Below are 18,633 nucleotides of genomic sequence, written 5' to 3' on the forward strand. Positions count from 1 at the left end.
TTTCTCCTGTCAGCCGAGCGAGCGGGCGGTGCTGATGACGTTGATGCCATCGAAGCGGGCGGTGGACGAACCGTGCGAGACCGCCGAGACCTGGCTCGGCTGGCCCTTGCCGTCGAAGAACGAGCCGCCCAGGCGGTAATCGCGCTGGTCGGCCACCGCGCTGCAGGCGTTCCAGAATTCCGGCGTGCGGATCTGGTAGGCCACGTCTTCCAGCATGCGGGTGATGGCACCGTTCTTGATCTCGTAGAACAACTGGCCACCGAACTGTGCGTTGTAACGCTGCTGGTCGATGGAGAACGAGCCGTCGCCGATGATATAGATGCCGTTTTCCACGTTCTTGATCAAATCGCTCACGCTCAGCGGCGTCTTGCCGGCAGCCAGCGATACATTGGCCATGCGTTGGAACTGCACGCTCGACCACGAGTCGGCATAGCAACAGCCATCGGAGGCGGTCTTGCCCAGGATATGCGCCTGATCGCGGATGGCCTGGTAGTCCACCAGCTTGCCGTCGCGGATCAGATCCCACTGCTTGGTCTTGACGCCTTCATCGTCGTAGCCCACCGCGCCGAGGCTGCCGGGTTGGGTCTTGTCGGCGAGGATATGCACCTTGTCGCTGCCGTACTGGAAACCGGCCTTGAGCTTGTCGAGCGTGGCGAAACTGGTGCCGGCGTAGTTGGCTTCGTAGCCGAGCACGCGGTCCAGCTCCAATGGGTGACCGATCGACTCGTGGATGGTGAGCCAGGTGTGCGAGGGATCCAGCACCAGGTCGTACTTGCCCGGCTTCACCGACGGCGCCTTGAGCTTTTCCTGCGCCTGTTTGGCGGCGGCGATCGCATCTTCCTTCATGTCGTACGACAGGCCGTAATTGACCACGCCGTTGGGCGAGACGAACTTGCCCGAGGCGGCGCCATCGAGATATTCGTAGCCCAGGCCCATCGGCGCAGAGAGTCCGTCGCGGGTGCGGAACTTGCCGCTGGCCTTGTCGATCGCAGTGACGCTCATCGGCGCCCAGATGCGGTGCACGTCCTGGTCGATGTAGGAGCCGTCGGTGCTGGCGAAATACTTCTGCTCGTTGACCACGAACAGCATCGAGTTGACGAAGTTGGCGCCGGCGGCCGTGGCGGCGGCGTTGACGCCCAGCAGCAGATCCACCTTGTCCTTGATCGGCACTTCCATCGCGTTTTTCTTGATCGGCGTCTTCCAGCTCACTTCGCCCACGCCCGGCGTCGGCGCCAGTTGCACCGGCGTGCCTTGCACCTTGGCATTGGCCTTGGCGATCGCCGCCGCTTGCGCGGCTGCCTTGGCCACGCCTTGTTCGGTGAGATCGTTGGTGGCGGCAAAGCCCCAGGCGCCACCCACGATCACGCGGATGCCGGCACCGATGGACTCGGTGTTGACCACGTTTTGCACCTTGTCTTCTCGGGTGATGACGAACTGGCGCAGATAGCGGCCGATGCGCACATCGCAATAGCTTGCGCCCGCCTGGCGCGCAGCGTTCAAACCTGCATCGGCCAGACGCTTCTTGCGGCCCACATCGAAAGGCGTCAACAACTGCTCGGCGGCAATGGCCTTGCCGAAGTAGGCAGGCACGATGAGCCCACCCATGGTCAGCCCGGTGAGGGCCAGGAAATCACGTCGCTGCACGGGCAACTCCCCAATAGTCCCGCGCGGCGCGCAGGTGGTGTGGTGACACGCACGTGGTGCGCGCGGCATTCCCGATTCTTGCCGGGCGATGAATGCTGCGTCAAATGACTTTTGGCAGGGGTACCTGTGCAAACGTTGGCCCGTCTGAAGCCAGTGGCGCTACGGGCGTGCACTGATGTGTGGCGAGCGCGGCTGGCGCTGTGCGATGACTGTTGCCGCGCGTTGGATACGCAGACGGATTCCTTTCCCAACACGAGCCGAGCAACAAAGAGCGTCACCAGGCCACCGACGCACGTTCCGTTGCGGTGAGGGCACCGCACACTCGACGTGGAGACAGCGATTCCACTGCACAGGGGACATCCCAGCGCCCGACGTGATTGATCAGCGCAAACGGATGAATCGCAGCGCCGTTGATCTACCGACCATTACCCCAGCGAACGCGCAGTATTGATCACGTTGATGCCATCGAAGCGCGCGGTGGAGGAGCCATGTGACACCGCCGAGACTTGGCTGGGTTGGCCCTTGCCATCGAAGAACGAGCCACCCAGGCGGAAATCGCGTTGATCGCATACCGCGCTGCAGGCATTCCAGAATTCCGGCGTGCGGATCTGGTACGCGCCGTCCTCCACCAAGCGCGTGACCTGGCCATTTTCGATCTCGTAGAACAACTGCCCGCCGAATTGCGCGTTGTAACGTTGCTGATCGATCGAGTACGACCCGCGCCCGTGGATGTACAAGCCGCGCTCCACGTTCTTGATCATGTCGGCAACGCCAAGCGTTTGCTTGCCGGGGGTTAACGACACATTGGGCATGCGCTGGAACTGCACGCTGGACCACGAATCGGCATAACTGCAGCCGTCGGAGGCGGTCTTGCCGAGCAGGTGCGCCTGATCGCGCGTGCATTGGTAATCAACCAGGATGCCGTCCTTCACCAGCTCCCACTGTTTGCTCTTGACGCCTTCATCGTCGTACCCCACCGCACCCAGGCTGCCGGGCTGGGTCTTGTCGGCGATGAAAGTCACCGCATCGCTGCCCCAGCGGTAACCGGCATCGCGCTTGTCCAGTGTTGCGAAACTGGTGCCGGCATAGTTGGCCTCGTAACCGAGGACACGATCGAGCTCCAGCGGATGCCCCACCGATTCGTGGATGGTCAGGAACAGATTGCTCGGGTCGATCACCAGATCGTATTTGCCCGCTTTCACCGAGGGTGCGGTGAGTTTTGCGCGCGCTTGCTTGGCGGCGGCGATCGCATCTTCGCGCGCATTGTAGCTACGTCCGTAACCGATGAGCCCGCCCGGCAGCTGATGCTTCTGGCTGGCATTGCCATCCAGATATTCGTAGCCCATGCCCATCGGCGAGGACAGCCCGTCACGGGTGCGGAACTTGCCGCTGGCCTTGTCCACCGCGGTGACGGTGAACGGCAGCCACAGCCGATGCACGTCCTGATCGATATAGGAGCCATCGCTGCTGGCGAAATACTTCTGCTCGTTGATGGCAAACAGACGTGAGGCCACGAACGTAGCGCCGGCATTGAGCGCAGCGGCGTTGACGTCCATCAGCAGCGCCACCTTGTCCTGCAGCGGCACCTCCATCGCGTTCTTCTTGATCGGCGTCTTCCAACTCACATGCCCGGCCGGCGTCACCGGTGCCAGCTGCACTGGCGTTCCGCCCCGTCGTGCATTGGCCTTGGCGATCGCCACCGCCTGACGCGTGGCAGCGGCCACGCCATCGCTGGTGAGTGTGTTGGTGGCCGCAAAGCCCCAGGCGCCATCGGCCAGCACGCGCACACCCACGCCGCTGGATTCGGCCTTGACCACGTTCTCCACCTGCGCCTCGCGGGTGATCACGAACTGACGCAGATAGCGCCCCACACGCACATCGCAATAGCTGGCACCGGCCGCCTTGGCAGTGGCCAGTGCGCTATCGGCCAGGCGCCGGTTGCGCACTGCATCCGCCGGTGTGAGCAATTGTTCGGCCGCGATCAGGCGTGTGTGCGGCAACAGCAAGCCGGCAGCACCGATGCCCGACAAGGTGAGGAAGGTACGACGGTCCACGGCGGTTCTCCGTTGAAGGCGAGCGACACGACCCCCGCCGTGCCAGCCCCCGAGACTGGCCGGTGTGGGTGTTGGCGGTCAAGGGAGCAGCGCCGGCGGGCCGGTGTCCGCGTCCAGATCGCATGGCGTGCGGCGATGCGATGCCGGACACGGGGCGACCGTGGAGCCTCGCGCCGCCGTGCGGGCAGCGGCAGCGTCCGCATCGATCCAGATACCTATGTCCCATTTGAACACTTCTGCGTTGCGGCACATCGAAACGTCAACCGTCGTAGCAGAACCGAGCACGACCACTGGCGAGCGCAAACCGGCTGCCGCAGGCTGCGCGACTCGCGGTTTGCGCCACGTCGGGTCAAGGGCGGCACGCAGCCACTTTCATGCAGTACACCAGGGACATCCGATGAACCTTTCTCTTCGCACCATCGTGGCGATCGCCGTTGCCGCCTGCGTGCCGCCGTGCACGGCCGTGGCCGCCGACTGGTACGTCGCGCCCACCGGCAACGACGGCAATCCCGGCACCCGCGCCGCCCCCTTTGCCAGCTTGATGGCTGCGCAGGCCGCCGCGTCCAGTGGCGATACCGTCTACCTGCGCGGCGGCACCTATCGCCTGACCAGCGCCAATATCAGCGTGGTGCGGCAGCCCTACGCCGTGGTCAACGAGATCACCAAGCCCGGCATCGCCTACGTCAACGTCGCCAACGAGCGACCGGTATTCGACTTCTCCGCGGTGACGCCCACCGGCCTGCGCGTGGCCGCATTCCGGGTGGCCAGCAACAACTGCGTCTTTCGCGGATTCGAGGTGGTGGGTGTGCGGATCACCATTGCAGACCGCCTGACCCAGTCCGAAGCATTCCGCGTTGACCGCGGCAACGACAACCTGTTCGAGAATCTGGCGATCCACGACGGCCAGGCGATCGGCTGGTACCTGGTTTCCGGCAGCAACAACCGGGTTCACAACGTCGATGCCTATAACAACCGCGGACTCAATGCCTTCTCCGATGGAAATATCGACGGTTTCGGCGTGCACCCGACGCTTGCGGGAAGCACCGGAAACCTCATCGAAGGCAGCCGCGCATGGTTCAACAGCGACGATGGCTTCGACCTGATCAATGCCGCCGCTGCGGTCACCCTGCAACGCAACTGGTCGTTCTACAACGGCTACGACAGCGCATTCACCCCGCTGGGCAATGGCGCAGGCTTCAAGGCCGGCGGCTACGGCCGCAACGGAAGCGATTATCCCAAGCCGGTGCCGCGCCATAGCGTGCGGTTCAATCTGGCAGTGGGCAATCGATCCAACGGCCTCTACGCCAATCACCACATCGGTGGGCAGGAGTGGATCAGCAACACATCGATCAAGAACGGCCGCGCCAACTACGACATGCAGTCCACCTTGAGCGACAACCTCACCGACGTGCCGGGATACGGCCACGATCTGGCCAACAACCTGGGATTCGGGACGCGCATCGAAATGATCAACCTGGGGTCTGCGAGCGAGAACGATATCGGCCGCAATTCGTTCAATCTTCCCCTTGTGGTCAGTGCGGGCGATTTCGTCAGCCTGGACGAGCGCCAGCTCATGCGTCCGCGCCAGGCCAACGGCGACCTACCTATCATCACCTTCGCCATCCTGGCACCGGGCAGCGCGTTGATCGACGCCGGCGCCGACACCGGTGAGGCCTTCAACGGGCGTGCACCGGATCTGGGTGCATTCGAGGCGCGTTGATCCGGACGACGGCGCTGACCGCCAGCCGCCTGGCCGGCGGTCAGCGCCATGGTGCCCGGCGGCAGGGTTTGGTCGTTCTGTCGCTTAAAGCGTGGGAGCGGTCGTGCCGGTCATCGCACGTGGCCGCACGCGCAGCGGCTGGCAGGACGTATGCGCTGAGTGCATCAGTGTGCTGCCGTGCGTCGCAATCGCCGGTCCAGCAGATAGCCGAGCGCCCCGCCCACCGCAATGGGCAGCAGTGCATAGATCGGGATGAAGATCAGCGCCAGCGCCGACTGCGCGTCGGCACGCAGATCCAGCGTGGCGTGCGCCCAGGCCAGCGCACCGAAGCCAAGCGCGCAGGGAATAAGTAGCGAGACAGGGCGCCGGTATAGAAAACTGATGCCGAGTAGCGCGCCCCATGCAATCGCATTGAACGCCGCGAAGAACAGCCAGCCGCCGATAGCCGTGCCGGTGTATTGCGCAAGCCATTCCACCCCGCGCGGCAGGCGCGCCGCATAGGGCAGCAACACGCCAACCAGCACGAGAATGAAACGGGAATTACGCATGGTCATTCGCACGCCATCCCTGCTTGTAGGAACGCGGTTGCTGGCTCTCATCATCGCATCCGCGTGGTGAGGCAAGTCACTTCTTGAACTCGGTCGGGCGTTCCAGCTGGTAGATCGACTCTCCCAGATCGTCCAGCTGCTTGGCGATGATCGCCTGGGCATCGTAGACGCCGCGATTGTAAAAGTACGCTCCGACCTCCTCGGCAAAGAAATCGAGCAGGAACTCTGCATCGAAGCGTCCGATCTGCTGCTTCAGTTCTTCGCTGAAGTAAAGCTGGACCTTGCGGATGATCGCCGCCCGCTCGCCTTCGGTGAATGTGATGTCGGTCATGGAGGCTCGGCTCAACTACGGTTTCGGGACGATTTGCGTCGAGACACGGGCAGCTTGGGGCGACCCGTGCCTGTTGAACCCAATCGCTTGCCTGGCCGGTATCGAGATTGAGGCTTAGGTGGCAACCGGCCAACGGGAAGGCCGGCCTGCCCGAATGTAGGCAAGGTATATCGAGACGGCGAGAACCTTCAAGCCCGCCTTCGCCACCTGTGCCATGGCTGGCAATAGCGCCTTGCGCTGAACCGGCCCCGTCATGCCGGCCGCGTCGCAATGCAGGTCGTACTCGAAATCAACACACCAGCTCTCCAATGAGGGTGCGGTCGCCGTCATCAAGCCTGTCATGCACATCTTGCCTAGTGCACATCAGCTCACCTACATGGGCGATATGGATTCCACGCATGTAGATAACTCTCTGCATAGTGCGCTCGTCCATCAACTTGACTGAGGTCGTGGCACAGTGACGATCGGGATACTTATAGCCTGGTTCGATATCACTGCGCCACGCTGGAAATCTCGATCAAATCCTCTTTTCTGAAATGTTCCTGGCCGGGTTGAACGAGCACCAATTGCGGCCAGGTAAATGCCGTTGTCTTGCTGACGAAAACAGGGGGTTTTCCTTTCGGGCTGTATTCAATCACGAAACCGGCCAGTTCAAGTCCCAGCGATGGCATGATGACACTGTTGTGATGCCAAAAGACGGCATCTGCCGCTCGCCCGAGCGTCGAGTAGACAAGCTTCGGATCGTCGTCGAAGACAGAAACGTCCTGGAACCGGATGTCGATCGTGTCGGACTGTCCAATCGAAAGATAGGTCAATCGTCCCCGTCGAAACGAACACGACGGCGCGTCGCGATGACGGAACTGGTTGATTGCCAGGCTACCGTCGGGCAGCAATTCTTCTGTCGTTTCCTCAACGGGTCCCATGACACTTTCGAACGCGGCAACTTGCGCTTGCGTCATGCCGAATTCAAGCGGTCCCAGGCCCCTATTCGGCGTGATATTCCAGATTTCCCTCACGGGGGTCTCCTAGGCTTTTTCACTTCGTCGAGCGGAGAACGCAGCGCACCTCAGGCCAGCGGTCGAACTGCGAGGTCTCCCAAAACATCGAGTCGCGCCATGGTACGGCGCGACTCGATGTCGCTTACTTGCTCTGCCGTTGCGCGCGCTTGAAATACGCCGTGCGCATTACCGGGTTGCCGTCCTTGAAGTAGGCTTCGATCTCGGTCATCACCAGGCCGTCGGCGCTGACCGTATAGGTGCGGGTGGATGCCGGCACACCTTGGTACATCAACTGCATCACCAGTACGCCGGGCTCGGGCATTTTGGCTGCGGCGCGATCGACCAGGTAGGTGCCCGAGGCCTTGCCCGGTGTGCCGTCCAGCAAGAGCGTGGATTGTGCCTGCAGCGTCTTGTTGTCGTGGTCGACGATCTCGGCCCTGGTGGACCATTTGTTGCCGGGAACCTGTTTGAAATCCAGGACAACGCGTTTGGGTCGTGCTGCCGGTGGCATCGGCAGGCTGCTGGTGTCCAGCAGCCAGGTTCCGACCAGTGGCGATGGCGCAGTTGATGCAGAGAAGGCAGGCGTGGCCTGCAACATGACGGCAGCCACCAGTGCAACGCATGCGGTCTTCATGAGAACTCCCTTGTCGATATGTGATCCCTGCGGGCAGTCGGCTGACTGGTGCAAGGCGGTGCGATTGGAAATCGACGTCGCATAGATCAGCCCACTCCGGCTCCGGTCCGAGGGCGATACTCACTGCAGACCCGTGTGGAGTCAAATGACGACCTATGAGGGAAATATCGAGTCGTCAGTTGGCTCCCCGCCGCCTAATAGGCAACGCAATCAGCGAGCGCCATATACCAAGACACCCGCACTAGGCGGGTGTCTTGGTGGAGTCGAGCTTACGCGCCGCCTGAGCTGCAACCGCAGTCTCACGCCTTATCCGCATCCAGGTGATACCGCGTCGCCTCGTTCACTTCGTTCTTCGAACCCAGGAACACCGGTACGCGCTGATGCAGCTGCGTGGGTTGGATGTCCAGAATGCGTTCGCGCCCGGTGGTCGCCGCGCCGCCGGCTTGCTCGACCAGCATGCTCATCGGGTTGGCTTCGTACATCAGGCGCAGCTTGCCCGGCTTGGAAGGGTCCTTCTTGTCCCAGGGGTAGATAAAGATGCCGCCGCGGGTGAGGATGCGGTGTACGTCGGCGACCATGCTGGCGATCCAGCGCATGTTGAAGTCCTTGCCGCGCGCGCCGTCCTTGCCGGCCAGCAGGTCGCCCACGTAGGACTGCATCGCAGGTTCCCAGTGGCGCTGGTTGGACATGTTGATGGCGTATTCGGCGGTGTCCTCGGGCACGCGCATGTTGGCCTGGGTCAGCAGGAAACTGCCTTCCTCGCGCTCCAGGGTGAAGGCGTGGGTGCCGTGGCCCAGCGTGAGCACCAGCATCGTGCTGGGGCCGTAGATGCAGTAGCCGGCGGCCACCTGTTGCGTGCCCGGCTGCAGGAAGTGCTCGTCGCCGGGCTTCTCGGTGCCCTTGGGTGCGCGCAGCACCGAGAAGATGGTGCCCACCGACACGTTGACGTCGATGTTGGAGCTGCCATCGAGCGGGTCGAACAGCAGCAGGAAGTCGCCGCTGGGGTATTGGTCGGGCACCGGCTGGCTGTGGTCCATTTCTTCGGACGCGCACGCGGCCAGGTGACCGCCCCAGGCATTGGCTTCGAGCAGGATGTCGTTGCTGAGCACATCGAGCTTTTTTTGCGCCTCACCCTGCACGTTGCCGGTGCCGGCATCGCCGAGCACGCCGCCCAGGGCGCCCTTGCTCACGGCAATGGAAATGCGCTTGCACGCGCGCGAGACGATGGTGATCAGCTGGCGCAATTCCGCATCGATACGGCCGGCGTGTTGCTCTTCGATCAGGAAGCGGGTCAGCGAGGGACGCGACATGGGGGCGGGCAGCCTGTGTAGGAAGTGGGCCGCCATTGTCGCCATTGCGACGTTAGATTTCGATCACTTGCTGCGCGTTTTGCAGCGTGATTGATCGAACATGCGCGAATGGGGGGCAGCGATGATTGCGCTGCGCTTGCCCCCATCCGCCCTTCGGGCACCTTTCACGCAGGCGGGGGAAGGGAGCGATGCCGGTGCGTGGGTGGTAGTGGGTTGGAGATGGTTGTATTGCGCTTGCCCCCATCCGCCCTTCGGGCACCTTCCCCCGCAGGCGGGGAAAGGGAGCAATGCCGGTGCGTGGGTGATGGTGAGTTGGTGATGGTTGGGCTGCGCTTGCCCCCATCCGCCCTTCGGGCACCTTCCCCCGCGGGCGGGGGAAGGGAGCGATGCCGGTGCGTGAGTGGTGGTGGGTTGGCGAGGATTGGGGACGGAGCGGCATCTGCGGGTACAAAAAAACCGGGAGGCTGGCGCGCTCCCGGTTTGCTGGCATTGGCCGGTGTGGCCGATCGCGATGCGGTCGCTTACATCCGGCTGACGGTCGCCACGGCCTGTGCCACGTAGTCCAGGTTGCGCTGGCTCAGTGCGGCCACGCAGATGCGGCCGGTGCCCACGGCGTAGATGGCGAACTCCTCGCGCAGGCGGTCCACCTGCGTTCTGGTCAGGCCCGAGTAAGAGAACATGCCGGCCTGGCGCTGGATGAAGGCGAATTCCGGCGAGCCCAGCGTGGCCAGTTTTTCGACCAGGCCTGCACGCAGCGAATGGATGCGCTCACGCATTTCGGTCAGTTCCTGCTCCCACAGATCGCGCAATTCCGGGCTGGTCAGCACGCCGGCCACCAGCGCGGCGCCGTGCGTGGACGGGCTGGAATAGATGGTGCGGATGATGCGCTTGACCTGCGACTGCACCGCCTTGGCTTCGGCCGCAGTGGCCGAGACCACCGACAGCGCACCCACGCGCTCGCCGTACAGCGAGAACGACTTGGAATACGAGCTGGCCACCACGTAGCTGTCGATGCCTTCGGCGGCCAGCAGACGCACCGCGTAGGCATCGGCTTCGATGCCCTTGTCGAAGCCCTGGTAGGCGATGTCGACGAACGGGAACAGGTTGCGCTCTTTCAACAGGCCGGCGACCTGCTTCCACTGGTCCTTGGTCAGGTCCGCGCCGGTGGGGTTATGGCAGCAGGCGTGCAGCAGCACCACCGTGCCCGGTTCGAGCTTGGCCAGGTCGGCGAGCATGCCGTCGAAGTTCAGGCCATGGGTTGCCGCATCGAAATAGGTGTAATCCACCACCTCGAAGCCGGCCGCGCCGAACACCGCGCGATGGTTTTCCCAGCTCGGGTTGCTGATGGCGATGGTGGAGGTGGGCAGCAGCTTCTTGAGCAGGTCCGCGCCCACGCGCAGCGCGCCGCTGCCGCCGACGGTCTGCGAGGTCGCCACGCGCCCGGAGGCCACCAGCGCCGACTCGGCGCCGAACAGCAGCTCCTGGGTGGCCTTGTCGTACGCGGCCAGGCCGTCGATGGGCAGATAGCCGCGCGGTTTGGCGTCCTGCGCGAGCTGCTGCTCGATCTTGTGCACGGCGCGCAACAGCGGGATGCGCCCGTTTTCGTCGTAATAGATGCCCACGCCCAGATTGACCTTGTTGGGGCGGCTATCGGCGTTGTAGGCCTCGGTCAGGCCCAGGATGGGGTCGCCTGGAACCTGTTCCACGTTTGCAAAGAAGGACACGGCATGACTCGCTGAAGGACGAAAGAGTGAGGGACTTCCGGGGAATGGCCGCTGCGGGGCCAAACCACTTCATCGTAGCAGCCCATGGCCGGCGTAGCATGCTTCGTTCCGTACGCAACAATGCGCGCGCAGTACGGATGAGGGACACTACGCCCATGCCCAGACTCACCCTGTTGGCCGCCGCGTGCGGCCTGTTCGCTACGAGCGTCACGCCGCTCGTCCTGGCCGCCGATCCGGCGCCACCCGCCTCCACACCGATCCAGCGCTTGCCCACCGTGCAGGTGGACGCCGCGCGCGTGCGCGGGGTGGACGACTTCGACCTGCCGGCCTCCTTCACTGTCACTGTGGTGGCGGCCGACGACGACAACCGCCGCGGCGCGCAGGTCTCCGAGTTGCTGGACGGCATCCCCGGCCTGGTGGCGCGCGATCGCCAGAACTACGCGCAGGACACCCAGCTGTCGATCCGCGGCTTCGGTGCGCGCTCCACCTTCGGCGTGCGCGGCGTGCGCCTGCTGGTCGACGGCATCCCGGCCAGCATGCCGGACGGCCAGGGCCAACTGTCGCACTTCAACGTGCTGGGCGCCGAGCGGGTGGAAGTGCTGCGCGGGCCGTTTTCGGCGCTGTACGGCAATTCCTCCGGCGGCGTGCTGCAGCTGTGGAGCGCCGACGGCAAGCCGGGCGATCCGTGGCGGCTGCGCGCCACCTATGGCAGCAATGCCACCGTCAATGTGGGCGCGCAATTGCTCGGCCAGCAAGGCGCGGTGCACTACAACCTGGCCGCCAATCATTTCGAAACCGACGGCTTCCGCGCCCATAGCCGCGCCAAGCGCGAGTCGGTCAATGCCAAGCTCGGGTTCGATCTGGCCGAGGGCCGCCGGCTGGACCTGGTGCTCAATTATCTGGACGCACCAGACGCGCAGGACCCGCTCGGCCTGACCCGCGCCCAGTTCAATGCCGACCCGGCGCAGGCAACGTCGGTGGCCACCCAGTTCAACACCCGCAAATCGGTGCGCCAGTCGCAGGCCGGCGCCATCTTCACCCAGCAGTTCGACAGCCAGACGCTGCGGCTGATGGCCTACGGCGGGCAGCGCAGCGTGGAGCAGTTCCTGGCGGTGCCGGTGGCGGTGCAGCGCAACCCGCTGCATTCGGGCGGGGTCATCGATCTGGACAGCAATTACGAGGGCGCCGATGCGCGCTGGGCCTGGCAAGGCGAGGCGCTGGGCCGGCCGCTGCAGCTGACCGTCGGCACAAATGTCGATCGCCAGCGTCAGCACCGGACCGGTTATGAAAACTTTGTCGGCGACACACTGGGCGTCAAGGGCGTAGTGCGCCGCAATCAGCGCGACCAGGTCGAGAACGTGGACCAGTTCGCGCAGCTGTGGTGGCAGTGGAGCGATCGCTGGTCGGCGCTCCTGGGCGTGCGCCATAGCGAAGTGCGTTTCGAGTCGGACGACCACTACATCGTGGGCCGCAATCCCGACGACAGCGGCCGGCGCGATTATTCGGCGACCACGCCGGTGGCCGGCATCGTGTTCCGCGCCGACGAGGATCTGCGGTTTTACGCCTCGGTCGGACGCGGCTTCGAAACGCCCACCTTCAACGAACTGGGCTACCGCAACGATGGCGGCGCCGGCCTGGCGCTGGACCTGGGCGCGGCGACCAGCCGCAACTACGAAATTGGCAGCAAGTGGCGCGCGCAAAGCGGCGCGGCGGTGGAATTTGCGTTGTTCCGCGCCGACACCGACGACGAACTGGCCGTGGCCAGCAACACCAATGGCCGCAGCACCTATCGCAACATCGGCGCCACCCGCCGTCAGGGCGCGGAGCTGAGCTGGAATCAACCGGTGGGCACCACCCAGCAGCTGCAGCTGGCCTACACCTTCGTCGACGCCACCGTGCGCGATGGCTACCTCACCTGCGCCAGCAGCGGCTGCGCCACGCCCACCGCACCGGTAGCCAGCGGTGCGCGCCTGCCCGGCGTGCCGCGTCAGCAGCTGTTTGCGCGTTGGCAATGGCAGCCGGCGCAGTGGCAATTCGCCGCCGAATCGGTGGCCTCCGGTGCCACCGTGGTCAACGACCTGGCCACCGAGCGCGCGCCCGGCTACGCGTTGGTCAATCTGGAAGCCTCCCGGCGCTGGACCACCACGTTCGGTGCATTGCGCACCTTTGCACGCATCGACAATGTGCTGGACCGGCAATACGTCGGCTCGGTCATCGTCAACGATGGCAACGGGCGCTACTACGAGCCGGGCCCGGACCGCACGTATACGGTAGGTCTGCAGTGGGATTTTGGTGGTTGAGCGTGTGGCGGCGTGACGCGTGGGATAACGCGCCTGCCGCTTCGTCGCCTCTGTCTCGACGCTCATCATGCAAGCGCTTTTCGCGGTTCAAACGGCGAGCGCGATTTGCGTACATCCTGGATGTGCCTTTGGGCGCGATGAAGCGCCGTAGATCACGCGCGTGTCTTCATCAGGCGGCGATAGCCGCATGCAATGCCTCTCCATCTTTGCTACGCATGGGAACTAGCGACGGCACTAAACGAGAAGGCCTAAGGCAATGCTGCGACGCCCCGCGTTTCATTAGATCAATGACGCGCTGCAGCGTTTTTCCGCGGCATTCGCATTGCAAATCCCACTGTGGCGATGACGCAACGCAACAGCATCAACCATAACGTTGCGCTAGCAGATGGGCGGGTATACACGTTCGCATCGGATCACTCTTTCCCGGAGACCATGATGAACGCGCAACCCGCCACCAAGCCGCTCACTACCGACCCACAATCGATTTTCAAACCGCGCTACGACAACTTCATTGGTGGCACCTGGGTGGCGCCGAAGGGGGGGCAGTATTTCGACAACACCACGCCGATCAACGGCAAGGTCTTGACCTCGATCGCGCGCTCCACTGCACCAGATATCGAAGCGGCGCTGGATGCCGCACACGCCGCAAAAGAAGCCTGGGGCAAGACCTCCACAACTGAGCGTTCCAACGTACTGCTCAAGATCGCCGATCGCATTGAACAGAATCTTGAATTGCTCGCGTACGCGGAGACCTGGGACAACGGCAAGCCGGTGCGCGAAACGCTCAATGCCGACGTGCCGTTATGCGTGGACCACTTCCGTTATTTCGCCGGTGCGATACGCGCGCAGGAAGGCGGCATTTCCGAGATCGATAGCGACACCATTGCCTATCACTTCCACGAACCGTTAGGTGTGGTCGGACAGATCATTCCGTGGAATTTCCCGTTGCTGATGGCATGCTGGAAACTCGCCCCGGCCCTGGCGGCCGGCAACTGCGTGGTGATGAAGCCGGCCGAGCAGACGCCGGCGTCGATCCTGGTGCTGATGGACGTCATCGGCGACCTGCTGCCGCCCGGCGTGCTCAATGTGGTCAACGGTTTTGGGCTTGAGGCCGGCAAGCCGCTGGCCAGCAACCCACGCATCGCCAAGATCGCCTTCACCGGCGAAACCACCACCGGCCGGCTGATCATGCAATATGCCAGCCAGAACCTGATTCCGGTGACGCTGGAGCTGGGCGGCAAGTCGCCCAACATCTTCTTCGCCGATGTCATGGCCGAAGACGACGATTTTCTCGACAAGGCCGTGGAAGGCTTTGTGCTGTTCGCCTTCAATCAGGGCGAGGTATGCACCTGCCCCTCGCGCGCGCTGATCCAGGAATCGATCTACGACCGGTTCATGGAAAAGGCGCTCAAGCGCGTAGCGGCGATCAAGCAGGGAAACCCGCTCGACCCCAACACCATGGTCGGTGCGCAAGCCTCCAGTGAGCAGCTGGAAAAAATCCTCTCCTACATCGACATCGGCAAGCAGGAAGGCGCTGAAGTATTGATCGGCGGCGAGCGCAACACGCTCGATGGCGAACTGGCCGAAGGCTTCTACGTCAAGCCGACCATCTTCAAGGGCCACAACAAGATGCGCGTGTTCCAGGAAGAGATCTTCGGCCCGGTGGTGTCGGTCACCACCTTCAAGGACGAAGCCGAGGCGCTGGCCATTGCCAACGACACGCTCTATGGATTGGGTGCCGGCGTGTGGAGCCGCGATGCGTCGCGGTTGTACCGGATGGGCCGCGCGATCCAGGCCGGTCGGGTGTGGACCAACTGCTATCACGCCTATCCCGCGCACGCTGCCTTCGGCGGCTACAAGCAGTCGGGCATCGGCCGCGAGAATCACAAGATGATGCTCGACCATTACCAACAGACCAAGAACCTGCTGGTGAGCTATTCACCGAAGGCGCTAGGGTTTTTCTGATGCGTAGCCCTGCTATTGCTCGACTGCAATGCGTGATGGATCGGGCACAGGAACGCCGGGCCGCTGCACCGGCTGTTCATGAACCGCGCACGCGCGAATTGACCTCGATCAAGGCACGGCGTCCTCAAGGCGCCTAGGGTGGGCTGCACTATCAGTGCGGAGTGCAGCATGGACACGACAATGAAAGCGGCGGTGGTGCGTCAGTTCGGCGCACCACTGGTGATCGAGGAAGTGCAGATACCGCGGCCGCATGCTGGCGATCTGTTGGTCAAGATCGAAGCCTGCGGGGTCTGCCACACCGACCTGCATGCCGCGCAAGGCGACTGGCCGGTCAAGCCCAACCCACCCTTCATCCCCGGCCATGAAGGGGTGGGCCACGTGGTGGCGGTCGGTGCGGGCGTGCGTCACGTCAAGGAAGGCGACCGGGTCGGCATTCCCTGGCTGTACTCAGCCTGTGGGCATTGCGAGCACTGCCTGGGTGGCTGGGAGACCCTGTGCGAGGCGCAGCAGAACAGCGGCTATTCGGTCAATGGCGGCTTCGCGCAGTACGCGCTGGCCAACGCGGACTATGTCGGCCACCTGCCCAAGGGCATCGGCTTCGTCGAGGTCGCGCCGATCCTGTGCGCAGGCGTCACCGTCTACAAGGGCCTGAAGGTCACCGATACCAAGCCGGGTCAGTGGGTGGTGATTTCCGGCATCGGCGGGCTCGGCCACATGGCAGTGCAATATGCCAAGGCGATGGGAATGAACGTGGCCGCAGTGGATGTGGACGACGCCAAGCTGGCGCTGGCCAGGCGCCTGGGCGCAACGGTGACGCTCAATGCGCGCACCACCGATCCGGTGACGTACCTCAAGAAGGAAATCGGTGGCGCACACGGCGCGTTGGTCACCGCGGTATCGCCCAAGGCCTTCGAGCAGGCGATCGGCATGGTGCGCCGTGGCGGCACGGTATCGCTCAACGGCCTGCCACCGGGCGATTTTCCGCTGGATATCTTCGGCATGGTGCTCAATGGCGTGACCGTGCGTGGCTCGATCGTCGGTACCCGCCTGGATCTGCAGGAATCGCTGGCCTTTGCCGAGCAGGGCAAGGTTGCCGCAACGGTGGCCACCGATACGCTGGACAACATCAACGATGTCTTTGCCCGGATGCGCGCCGGCACGATCGAGGGGCGTATCGTGCTCGACATGGCGGCCTGAGCGGACACAGGAGGCGGACGATGCACGGCACGATCACCCAGAACAGTTTGCCATTGCAGGTCATGGCAACACCTGCGGCACTGCAGTTGATCGACACCTTGCGCGCACGCCACGGTGATCTGCTGTTCCATCAATCCGGTGGTTGCTGCGATGGCTCGTCGCCCATGTGCTTTGCGGTCGGCGACTTCATCGTCGGCGACCGCGACGTGCTGCTGGGCGAGATTGGCGGCGCGCCGTTCTATATCAGCGCGCCGCAATTCGAATACTGGAAGCACACCCAGCTGATCATCGATGTGGTGCCAGGGCGCGGTGGCATGTTCTCGCTCGAAAATGGCGAGGGCGTACGCTTTTTGGTGCGGTCGCGGCTGTTTGAGGATGCGGAATTTGCGCAGTTGCAGCAGGCCGGCCGGGCGTAATCGACGCAGTTTGAGATCAGCAGCAGCTGCGGCGCGACTTGATGCCAGTGGGTTTGGCACGCTTCGCGCCAGATGGATATCAAGAACTCCTACTCAGTCATCGGTCGCAGTGGATGGTGCAGTCCCCGGCTTCTTGGCCGGCGTCTCGTCATCGGCGGGAATCAAGCGCCCCGGTGCATCGCCGGCACCACGGTCTTCGTAGTGTTCGGCATCGCGCTTGCCGTGCTGTTCGCCCGGCTGGGTGGGCTGTTCGCGTAAGGGGTCGCGGGACATGGCGCCGCTCCTGGTGTCTGGATGGGCCGTCAGTTCATCGCGTGCGGGGTGAAGAGCACGCAAATCGCAAAATGCATGCGAATTTCTCACGTATGGATCACGGCAGCGGCGCTACTGATGTGGGCCTTCAAGGCTAACCGTGGAGCAGACCATGCGCCCCCAGGACCGCCGTCCCGACCGTCGCCTGTTCAGCCCGCAAGCGGACCCTGCAGCTGCCAAGCGGATCCATCGCAAGTGGTCGCCGCTGGATGCAGTGGGCGTGGCGCAGGACTTTCAGTGCTATAGCCTGGCCGATTACCAGCGGCGCCGACGACGGGGCGGGCCGAGCTGGCGCGATCTCTCCCCGGCGTATGCATTCGCCCGCCTGACCCACGCCGCAGACTGGCCGCGCGGTCACGATGCGCACTGCGAGCAGGCGCTGGCCGCGCAATGGGAAAGCATGCGCGGTGATTCGCGTCTGGACTGGCCGCACGCGCGCACGATTGTCGAGGACGCGTGGCTGGCGCTGGACCATATCCCCGAAGCGGCCATCCATGGAGCGGCACACTGATGGCACGACCGATCTGGACCGGAACCCTCTCCTTCGGCTTGCTCAACGTGCCGGTGGCGTTGATGTCGGGCGAGCGCAAGGTGGATCTGCATTTCCGCATGCTCGATTCGCGCGACAAGAAGCCGATCCGCTTCGAGCGCGTCAATGCCGACACCGGCGACGAGGTGCCGTGGAAGGAGATCGTCAAGGCGTTCGAGTACGACAAGGGCAGCTACGTCATCGTCGAAGAGCAGGACATCCGCTCCGCTTCGCCGGAAAGCCATGAAACGGTAGAAGTGGAAACCTTCGTCGATGCGGCCGACATCGACCCGCGCTACTTCGAAAAGCCCTACATCCTGGTACCGGGCAAGAAGGCCGAAAAAGGCTATGTGCTGCTACGCGAAACCTTGCGCGATACCGGCAAGGTAGGCATTGCCAAAGTGGTGATCCGCACCCGCGAATATCTGGCGGCGGTGATGCCGCAGGGCGATGCCTTGATCCTGCTGCTGCTGCGTTACCAGCAGGAAGTGGTGGACCCCCAGGACTACAAGCTCCCGGCTGGCGCAGTGGGCGACTATCGCATCACGCCCAAGGAACAGGAGATGGCCAAGCAGCTGATCGAGTCGATGTCCGGCACCTGGCAACCGGAGGATTACCACGACGAATTCCGCGGCAAGCTAGAGAAGATCCTGCGCAAGCGCATCCAGGACAAGGGCGGCACGACCACGGTGGACATGGAGCCGCCCCAGCACGAAGACGCCACCACCAACGTGGTGGATTTCATGTCGTTGCTGCAGAAGAGCCTGCAGGCCAATACGCGTACGCCAGCCAAGAAAGCCAGTACGGCCGAAAAGGCAACCGCAGCGACGAAAAAAACCACAGTTAAAAAAGCCGCCAAGAAAGCCGTCAGGAAGACCGCAAGCAAGGCCACCAAGAAGACCGCCACCAAGACGGCTGTGCCGAGGCGCAAGGCTGGGTAGGCGGGCTGTT

17 protein-coding genes are annotated in these 18,633 nt (G+C 63.5%); 7 read left to right on the top strand and 10 right to left on the bottom strand.

Annotated elements, in window-relative coordinates; all coding sequences use genetic code 11:
• Positions 1–9 precede the first annotated feature (9 nt).
• Both XpruCFBP8353_RS17375 and XpruCFBP8353_RS17380 read right to left on the bottom strand, forming a co-directional pair.
• Positions 10–1,644: a TldD/PmbA family protein gene (locus tag XpruCFBP8353_RS17375; RefSeq protein WP_162301100.1), complete on the bottom strand. Its 1,635-nt coding sequence runs from the start codon at positions 1,642–1,644 to the stop codon at positions 10–12.
• 425 nt (positions 1,645–2,069) lie between these two features.
• Positions 2,070–3,698 (bottom strand): TldD/PmbA family protein, encoded by a 1,629-nt coding sequence (locus XpruCFBP8353_RS17380; RefSeq protein WP_162301101.1) that lies wholly within the window; start codon positions 3,696–3,698, stop codon positions 2,070–2,072.
• A 397-nt stretch (positions 3,699–4,095) separates the two neighbouring features.
• Between XpruCFBP8353_RS17380 and XpruCFBP8353_RS17385 the strand changes: the two genes are divergently transcribed.
• Positions 4,096–5,418 carry a right-handed parallel beta-helix repeat-containing protein gene (locus XpruCFBP8353_RS17385; protein WP_101364312.1) on the top strand — a complete coding sequence of 441 codons (1,323 nt, stop codon included), beginning with the start codon at positions 4,096–4,098 and terminating at the stop codon, positions 5,416–5,418.
• A 164-nt stretch (positions 5,419–5,582) separates the two neighbouring features.
• Here XpruCFBP8353_RS17385 and XpruCFBP8353_RS17390 read toward each other — a convergent pair whose 3' ends face one another.
• The 7 genes from XpruCFBP8353_RS17390 to XpruCFBP8353_RS17420 form a co-directional block, all read right to left on the bottom strand.
• Positions 5,583–5,972, bottom strand: a complete 390-nt coding sequence (locus tag XpruCFBP8353_RS17390) for a hypothetical protein (protein WP_101364313.1) — start codon at positions 5,970–5,972, stop codon at positions 5,583–5,585.
• A gap of 70 nt (positions 5,973–6,042) precedes the next feature.
• Complete coding sequence (locus XpruCFBP8353_RS17395) at positions 6,043–6,297, bottom strand: DUF2164 domain-containing protein (protein WP_101364314.1); 255 nt, start codon at positions 6,295–6,297, stop codon at positions 6,043–6,045.
• A 114-nt stretch (positions 6,298–6,411) separates the two neighbouring features.
• The gene (locus XpruCFBP8353_RS17400) at positions 6,412–6,639 is read right to left on the bottom strand and encodes a hypothetical protein (RefSeq protein ID WP_133125665.1); all 228 of its coding nucleotides are present in this window, start codon (positions 6,637–6,639) and stop codon (positions 6,412–6,414) included.
• 149 nt (positions 6,640–6,788) lie between these two features.
• The gene (locus XpruCFBP8353_RS24380; protein WP_243391154.1) at positions 6,789–7,313 is read right to left on the bottom strand and encodes a hypothetical protein; all 525 of its coding nucleotides are present in this window, start codon (positions 7,311–7,313) and stop codon (positions 6,789–6,791) included.
• A 124-nt stretch (positions 7,314–7,437) separates the two neighbouring features.
• Positions 7,438–7,905: a LuxR family transcriptional regulator gene (locus tag XpruCFBP8353_RS17410; RefSeq protein ID WP_101364366.1), complete on the bottom strand. Its 468-nt coding sequence runs from the start codon at positions 7,903–7,905 to the stop codon at positions 7,438–7,440.
• Positions 7,906–8,228: 323 nt separating this feature from the next.
• Positions 8,229–9,239, bottom strand: a complete 1,011-nt coding sequence (locus tag XpruCFBP8353_RS17415; RefSeq protein WP_101364316.1) for a class 1 fructose-bisphosphatase — start codon at positions 9,237–9,239, stop codon at positions 8,229–8,231.
• Positions 9,240–9,760: 521 nt separating this feature from the next.
• A complete protein-coding gene (locus XpruCFBP8353_RS17420; protein ID WP_101364317.1) occupies positions 9,761–10,963 on the bottom strand; it encodes an amino acid aminotransferase in 1,203 nt (400 codons plus the stop codon).
• Positions 10,964–11,118: 155 nt separating this feature from the next.
• Here XpruCFBP8353_RS17420 and XpruCFBP8353_RS17425 point away from each other — a divergent pair, with 155 nt between their 5' ends.
• The 4 genes from XpruCFBP8353_RS17425 to XpruCFBP8353_RS17440 all read left to right on the top strand — a co-directional run bounded on the left by XpruCFBP8353_RS17425 (position 11,119) and on the right by XpruCFBP8353_RS17440 (position 16,841).
• Positions 11,119–13,263 (top strand): TonB-dependent receptor family protein, encoded by a 2,145-nt coding sequence (locus tag XpruCFBP8353_RS17425; protein WP_162301102.1) that lies wholly within the window; start codon positions 11,119–11,121, stop codon positions 13,261–13,263.
• Positions 13,264–13,698: 435 nt separating this feature from the next.
• Positions 13,699–15,228, top strand: coding sequence for an aldehyde dehydrogenase (gene adh, locus XpruCFBP8353_RS17430; RefSeq protein ID WP_101364367.1), 1,530 nt, complete (start codon positions 13,699–13,701; stop codon positions 15,226–15,228).
• A 168-nt stretch (positions 15,229–15,396) separates the two neighbouring features.
• Positions 15,397–16,425, top strand: coding sequence for an alcohol dehydrogenase AdhP (gene adhP / locus XpruCFBP8353_RS17435; protein WP_101364319.1), 1,029 nt, complete (start codon positions 15,397–15,399; stop codon positions 16,423–16,425).
• A gap of 20 nt (positions 16,426–16,445) precedes the next feature.
• Positions 16,446–16,841 (top strand): DUF779 domain-containing protein, encoded by a 396-nt coding sequence (locus XpruCFBP8353_RS17440; RefSeq protein ID WP_101364320.1) that lies wholly within the window; start codon positions 16,446–16,448, stop codon positions 16,839–16,841.
• 93 nt (positions 16,842–16,934) lie between these two features.
• Here the strand turns inward: XpruCFBP8353_RS17440 and XpruCFBP8353_RS17445 are convergent, their stop codons facing one another.
• Positions 16,935–17,114 (bottom strand): hypothetical protein, encoded by a 180-nt coding sequence (locus XpruCFBP8353_RS17445; RefSeq protein WP_101364321.1) that lies wholly within the window; start codon positions 17,112–17,114, stop codon positions 16,935–16,937.
• 151 nt (positions 17,115–17,265) lie between these two features.
• Between XpruCFBP8353_RS17445 and XpruCFBP8353_RS17450 the strand changes: the two genes are divergently transcribed.
• Positions 17,266–17,664 carry a hypothetical protein gene (locus tag XpruCFBP8353_RS17450; protein ID WP_101364322.1) on the top strand — a complete coding sequence of 133 codons (399 nt, stop codon included), beginning with the start codon at positions 17,266–17,268 and terminating at the stop codon, positions 17,662–17,664.
• Positions 17,664–18,623, top strand: a complete 960-nt coding sequence (gene ku / locus XpruCFBP8353_RS17455; protein WP_101364323.1) for a non-homologous end joining protein Ku — start codon at positions 17,664–17,666, stop codon at positions 18,621–18,623. Before XpruCFBP8353_RS17450 ends, ku begins: the two co-directional genes overlap by 1 nt.
• The last annotated feature ends 10 nt before the right edge of the window (positions 18,624–18,633 follow it).

This window comes from Xanthomonas prunicola (assembly GCF_002846205.1).
GTDB lineage: Bacteria > Pseudomonadota > Gammaproteobacteria > Xanthomonadales > Xanthomonadaceae > Xanthomonas > Xanthomonas prunicola.

Bases quoted from the DNA above. Each gene is read 5' to 3' on its own strand.
- ku (WP_101364323.1), top strand. From the start codon at position 17,664: ATGGCACGACCGATCTGGACCGGAACCCTCTCCTTCGGCTTGCTCAAC.
- XpruCFBP8353_RS17395 (WP_101364314.1), bottom strand. From the start codon at position 6,297: ATGACCGACATCACATTCACCGAAGGCGAGCGGGCGGCGATCATCCGC.
- XpruCFBP8353_RS17400 (WP_133125665.1), bottom strand. From the start codon at position 6,639: ATGACAGGCTTGATGACGGCGACCGCACCCTCATTGGAGAGCTGGTGT.
- XpruCFBP8353_RS17415 (WP_101364316.1), bottom strand. From the start codon at position 9,239: ATGTCGCGTCCCTCGCTGACCCGCTTCCTGATCGAAGAGCAACACGCC.
- XpruCFBP8353_RS17425 (WP_162301102.1), top strand. From the start codon at position 11,119: ATGCCCAGACTCACCCTGTTGGCCGCCGCGTGCGGCCTGTTCGCTACG.
- XpruCFBP8353_RS17440 (WP_101364320.1), top strand. From the start codon at position 16,446: ATGCACGGCACGATCACCCAGAACAGTTTGCCATTGCAGGTCATGGCA.
- XpruCFBP8353_RS17445 (WP_101364321.1), bottom strand. From the start codon at position 17,114: ATGTCCCGCGACCCCTTACGCGAACAGCCCACCCAGCCGGGCGAACAG.
- XpruCFBP8353_RS17450 (WP_101364322.1), top strand. From the start codon at position 17,266: ATGCGCCCCCAGGACCGCCGTCCCGACCGTCGCCTGTTCAGCCCGCAA.
- XpruCFBP8353_RS17385 (WP_101364312.1), top strand. From the start codon at position 4,096: ATGAACCTTTCTCTTCGCACCATCGTGGCGATCGCCGTTGCCGCCTGC.
- adhP (WP_101364319.1), top strand. From the start codon at position 15,397: ATGGACACGACAATGAAAGCGGCGGTGGTGCGTCAGTTCGGCGCACCA.
- adh (WP_101364367.1), top strand. From the start codon at position 13,699: ATGAACGCGCAACCCGCCACCAAGCCGCTCACTACCGACCCACAATCG.
- XpruCFBP8353_RS17390 (WP_101364313.1), bottom strand. From the start codon at position 5,972: ATGACCATGCGTAATTCCCGTTTCATTCTCGTGCTGGTTGGCGTGTTG.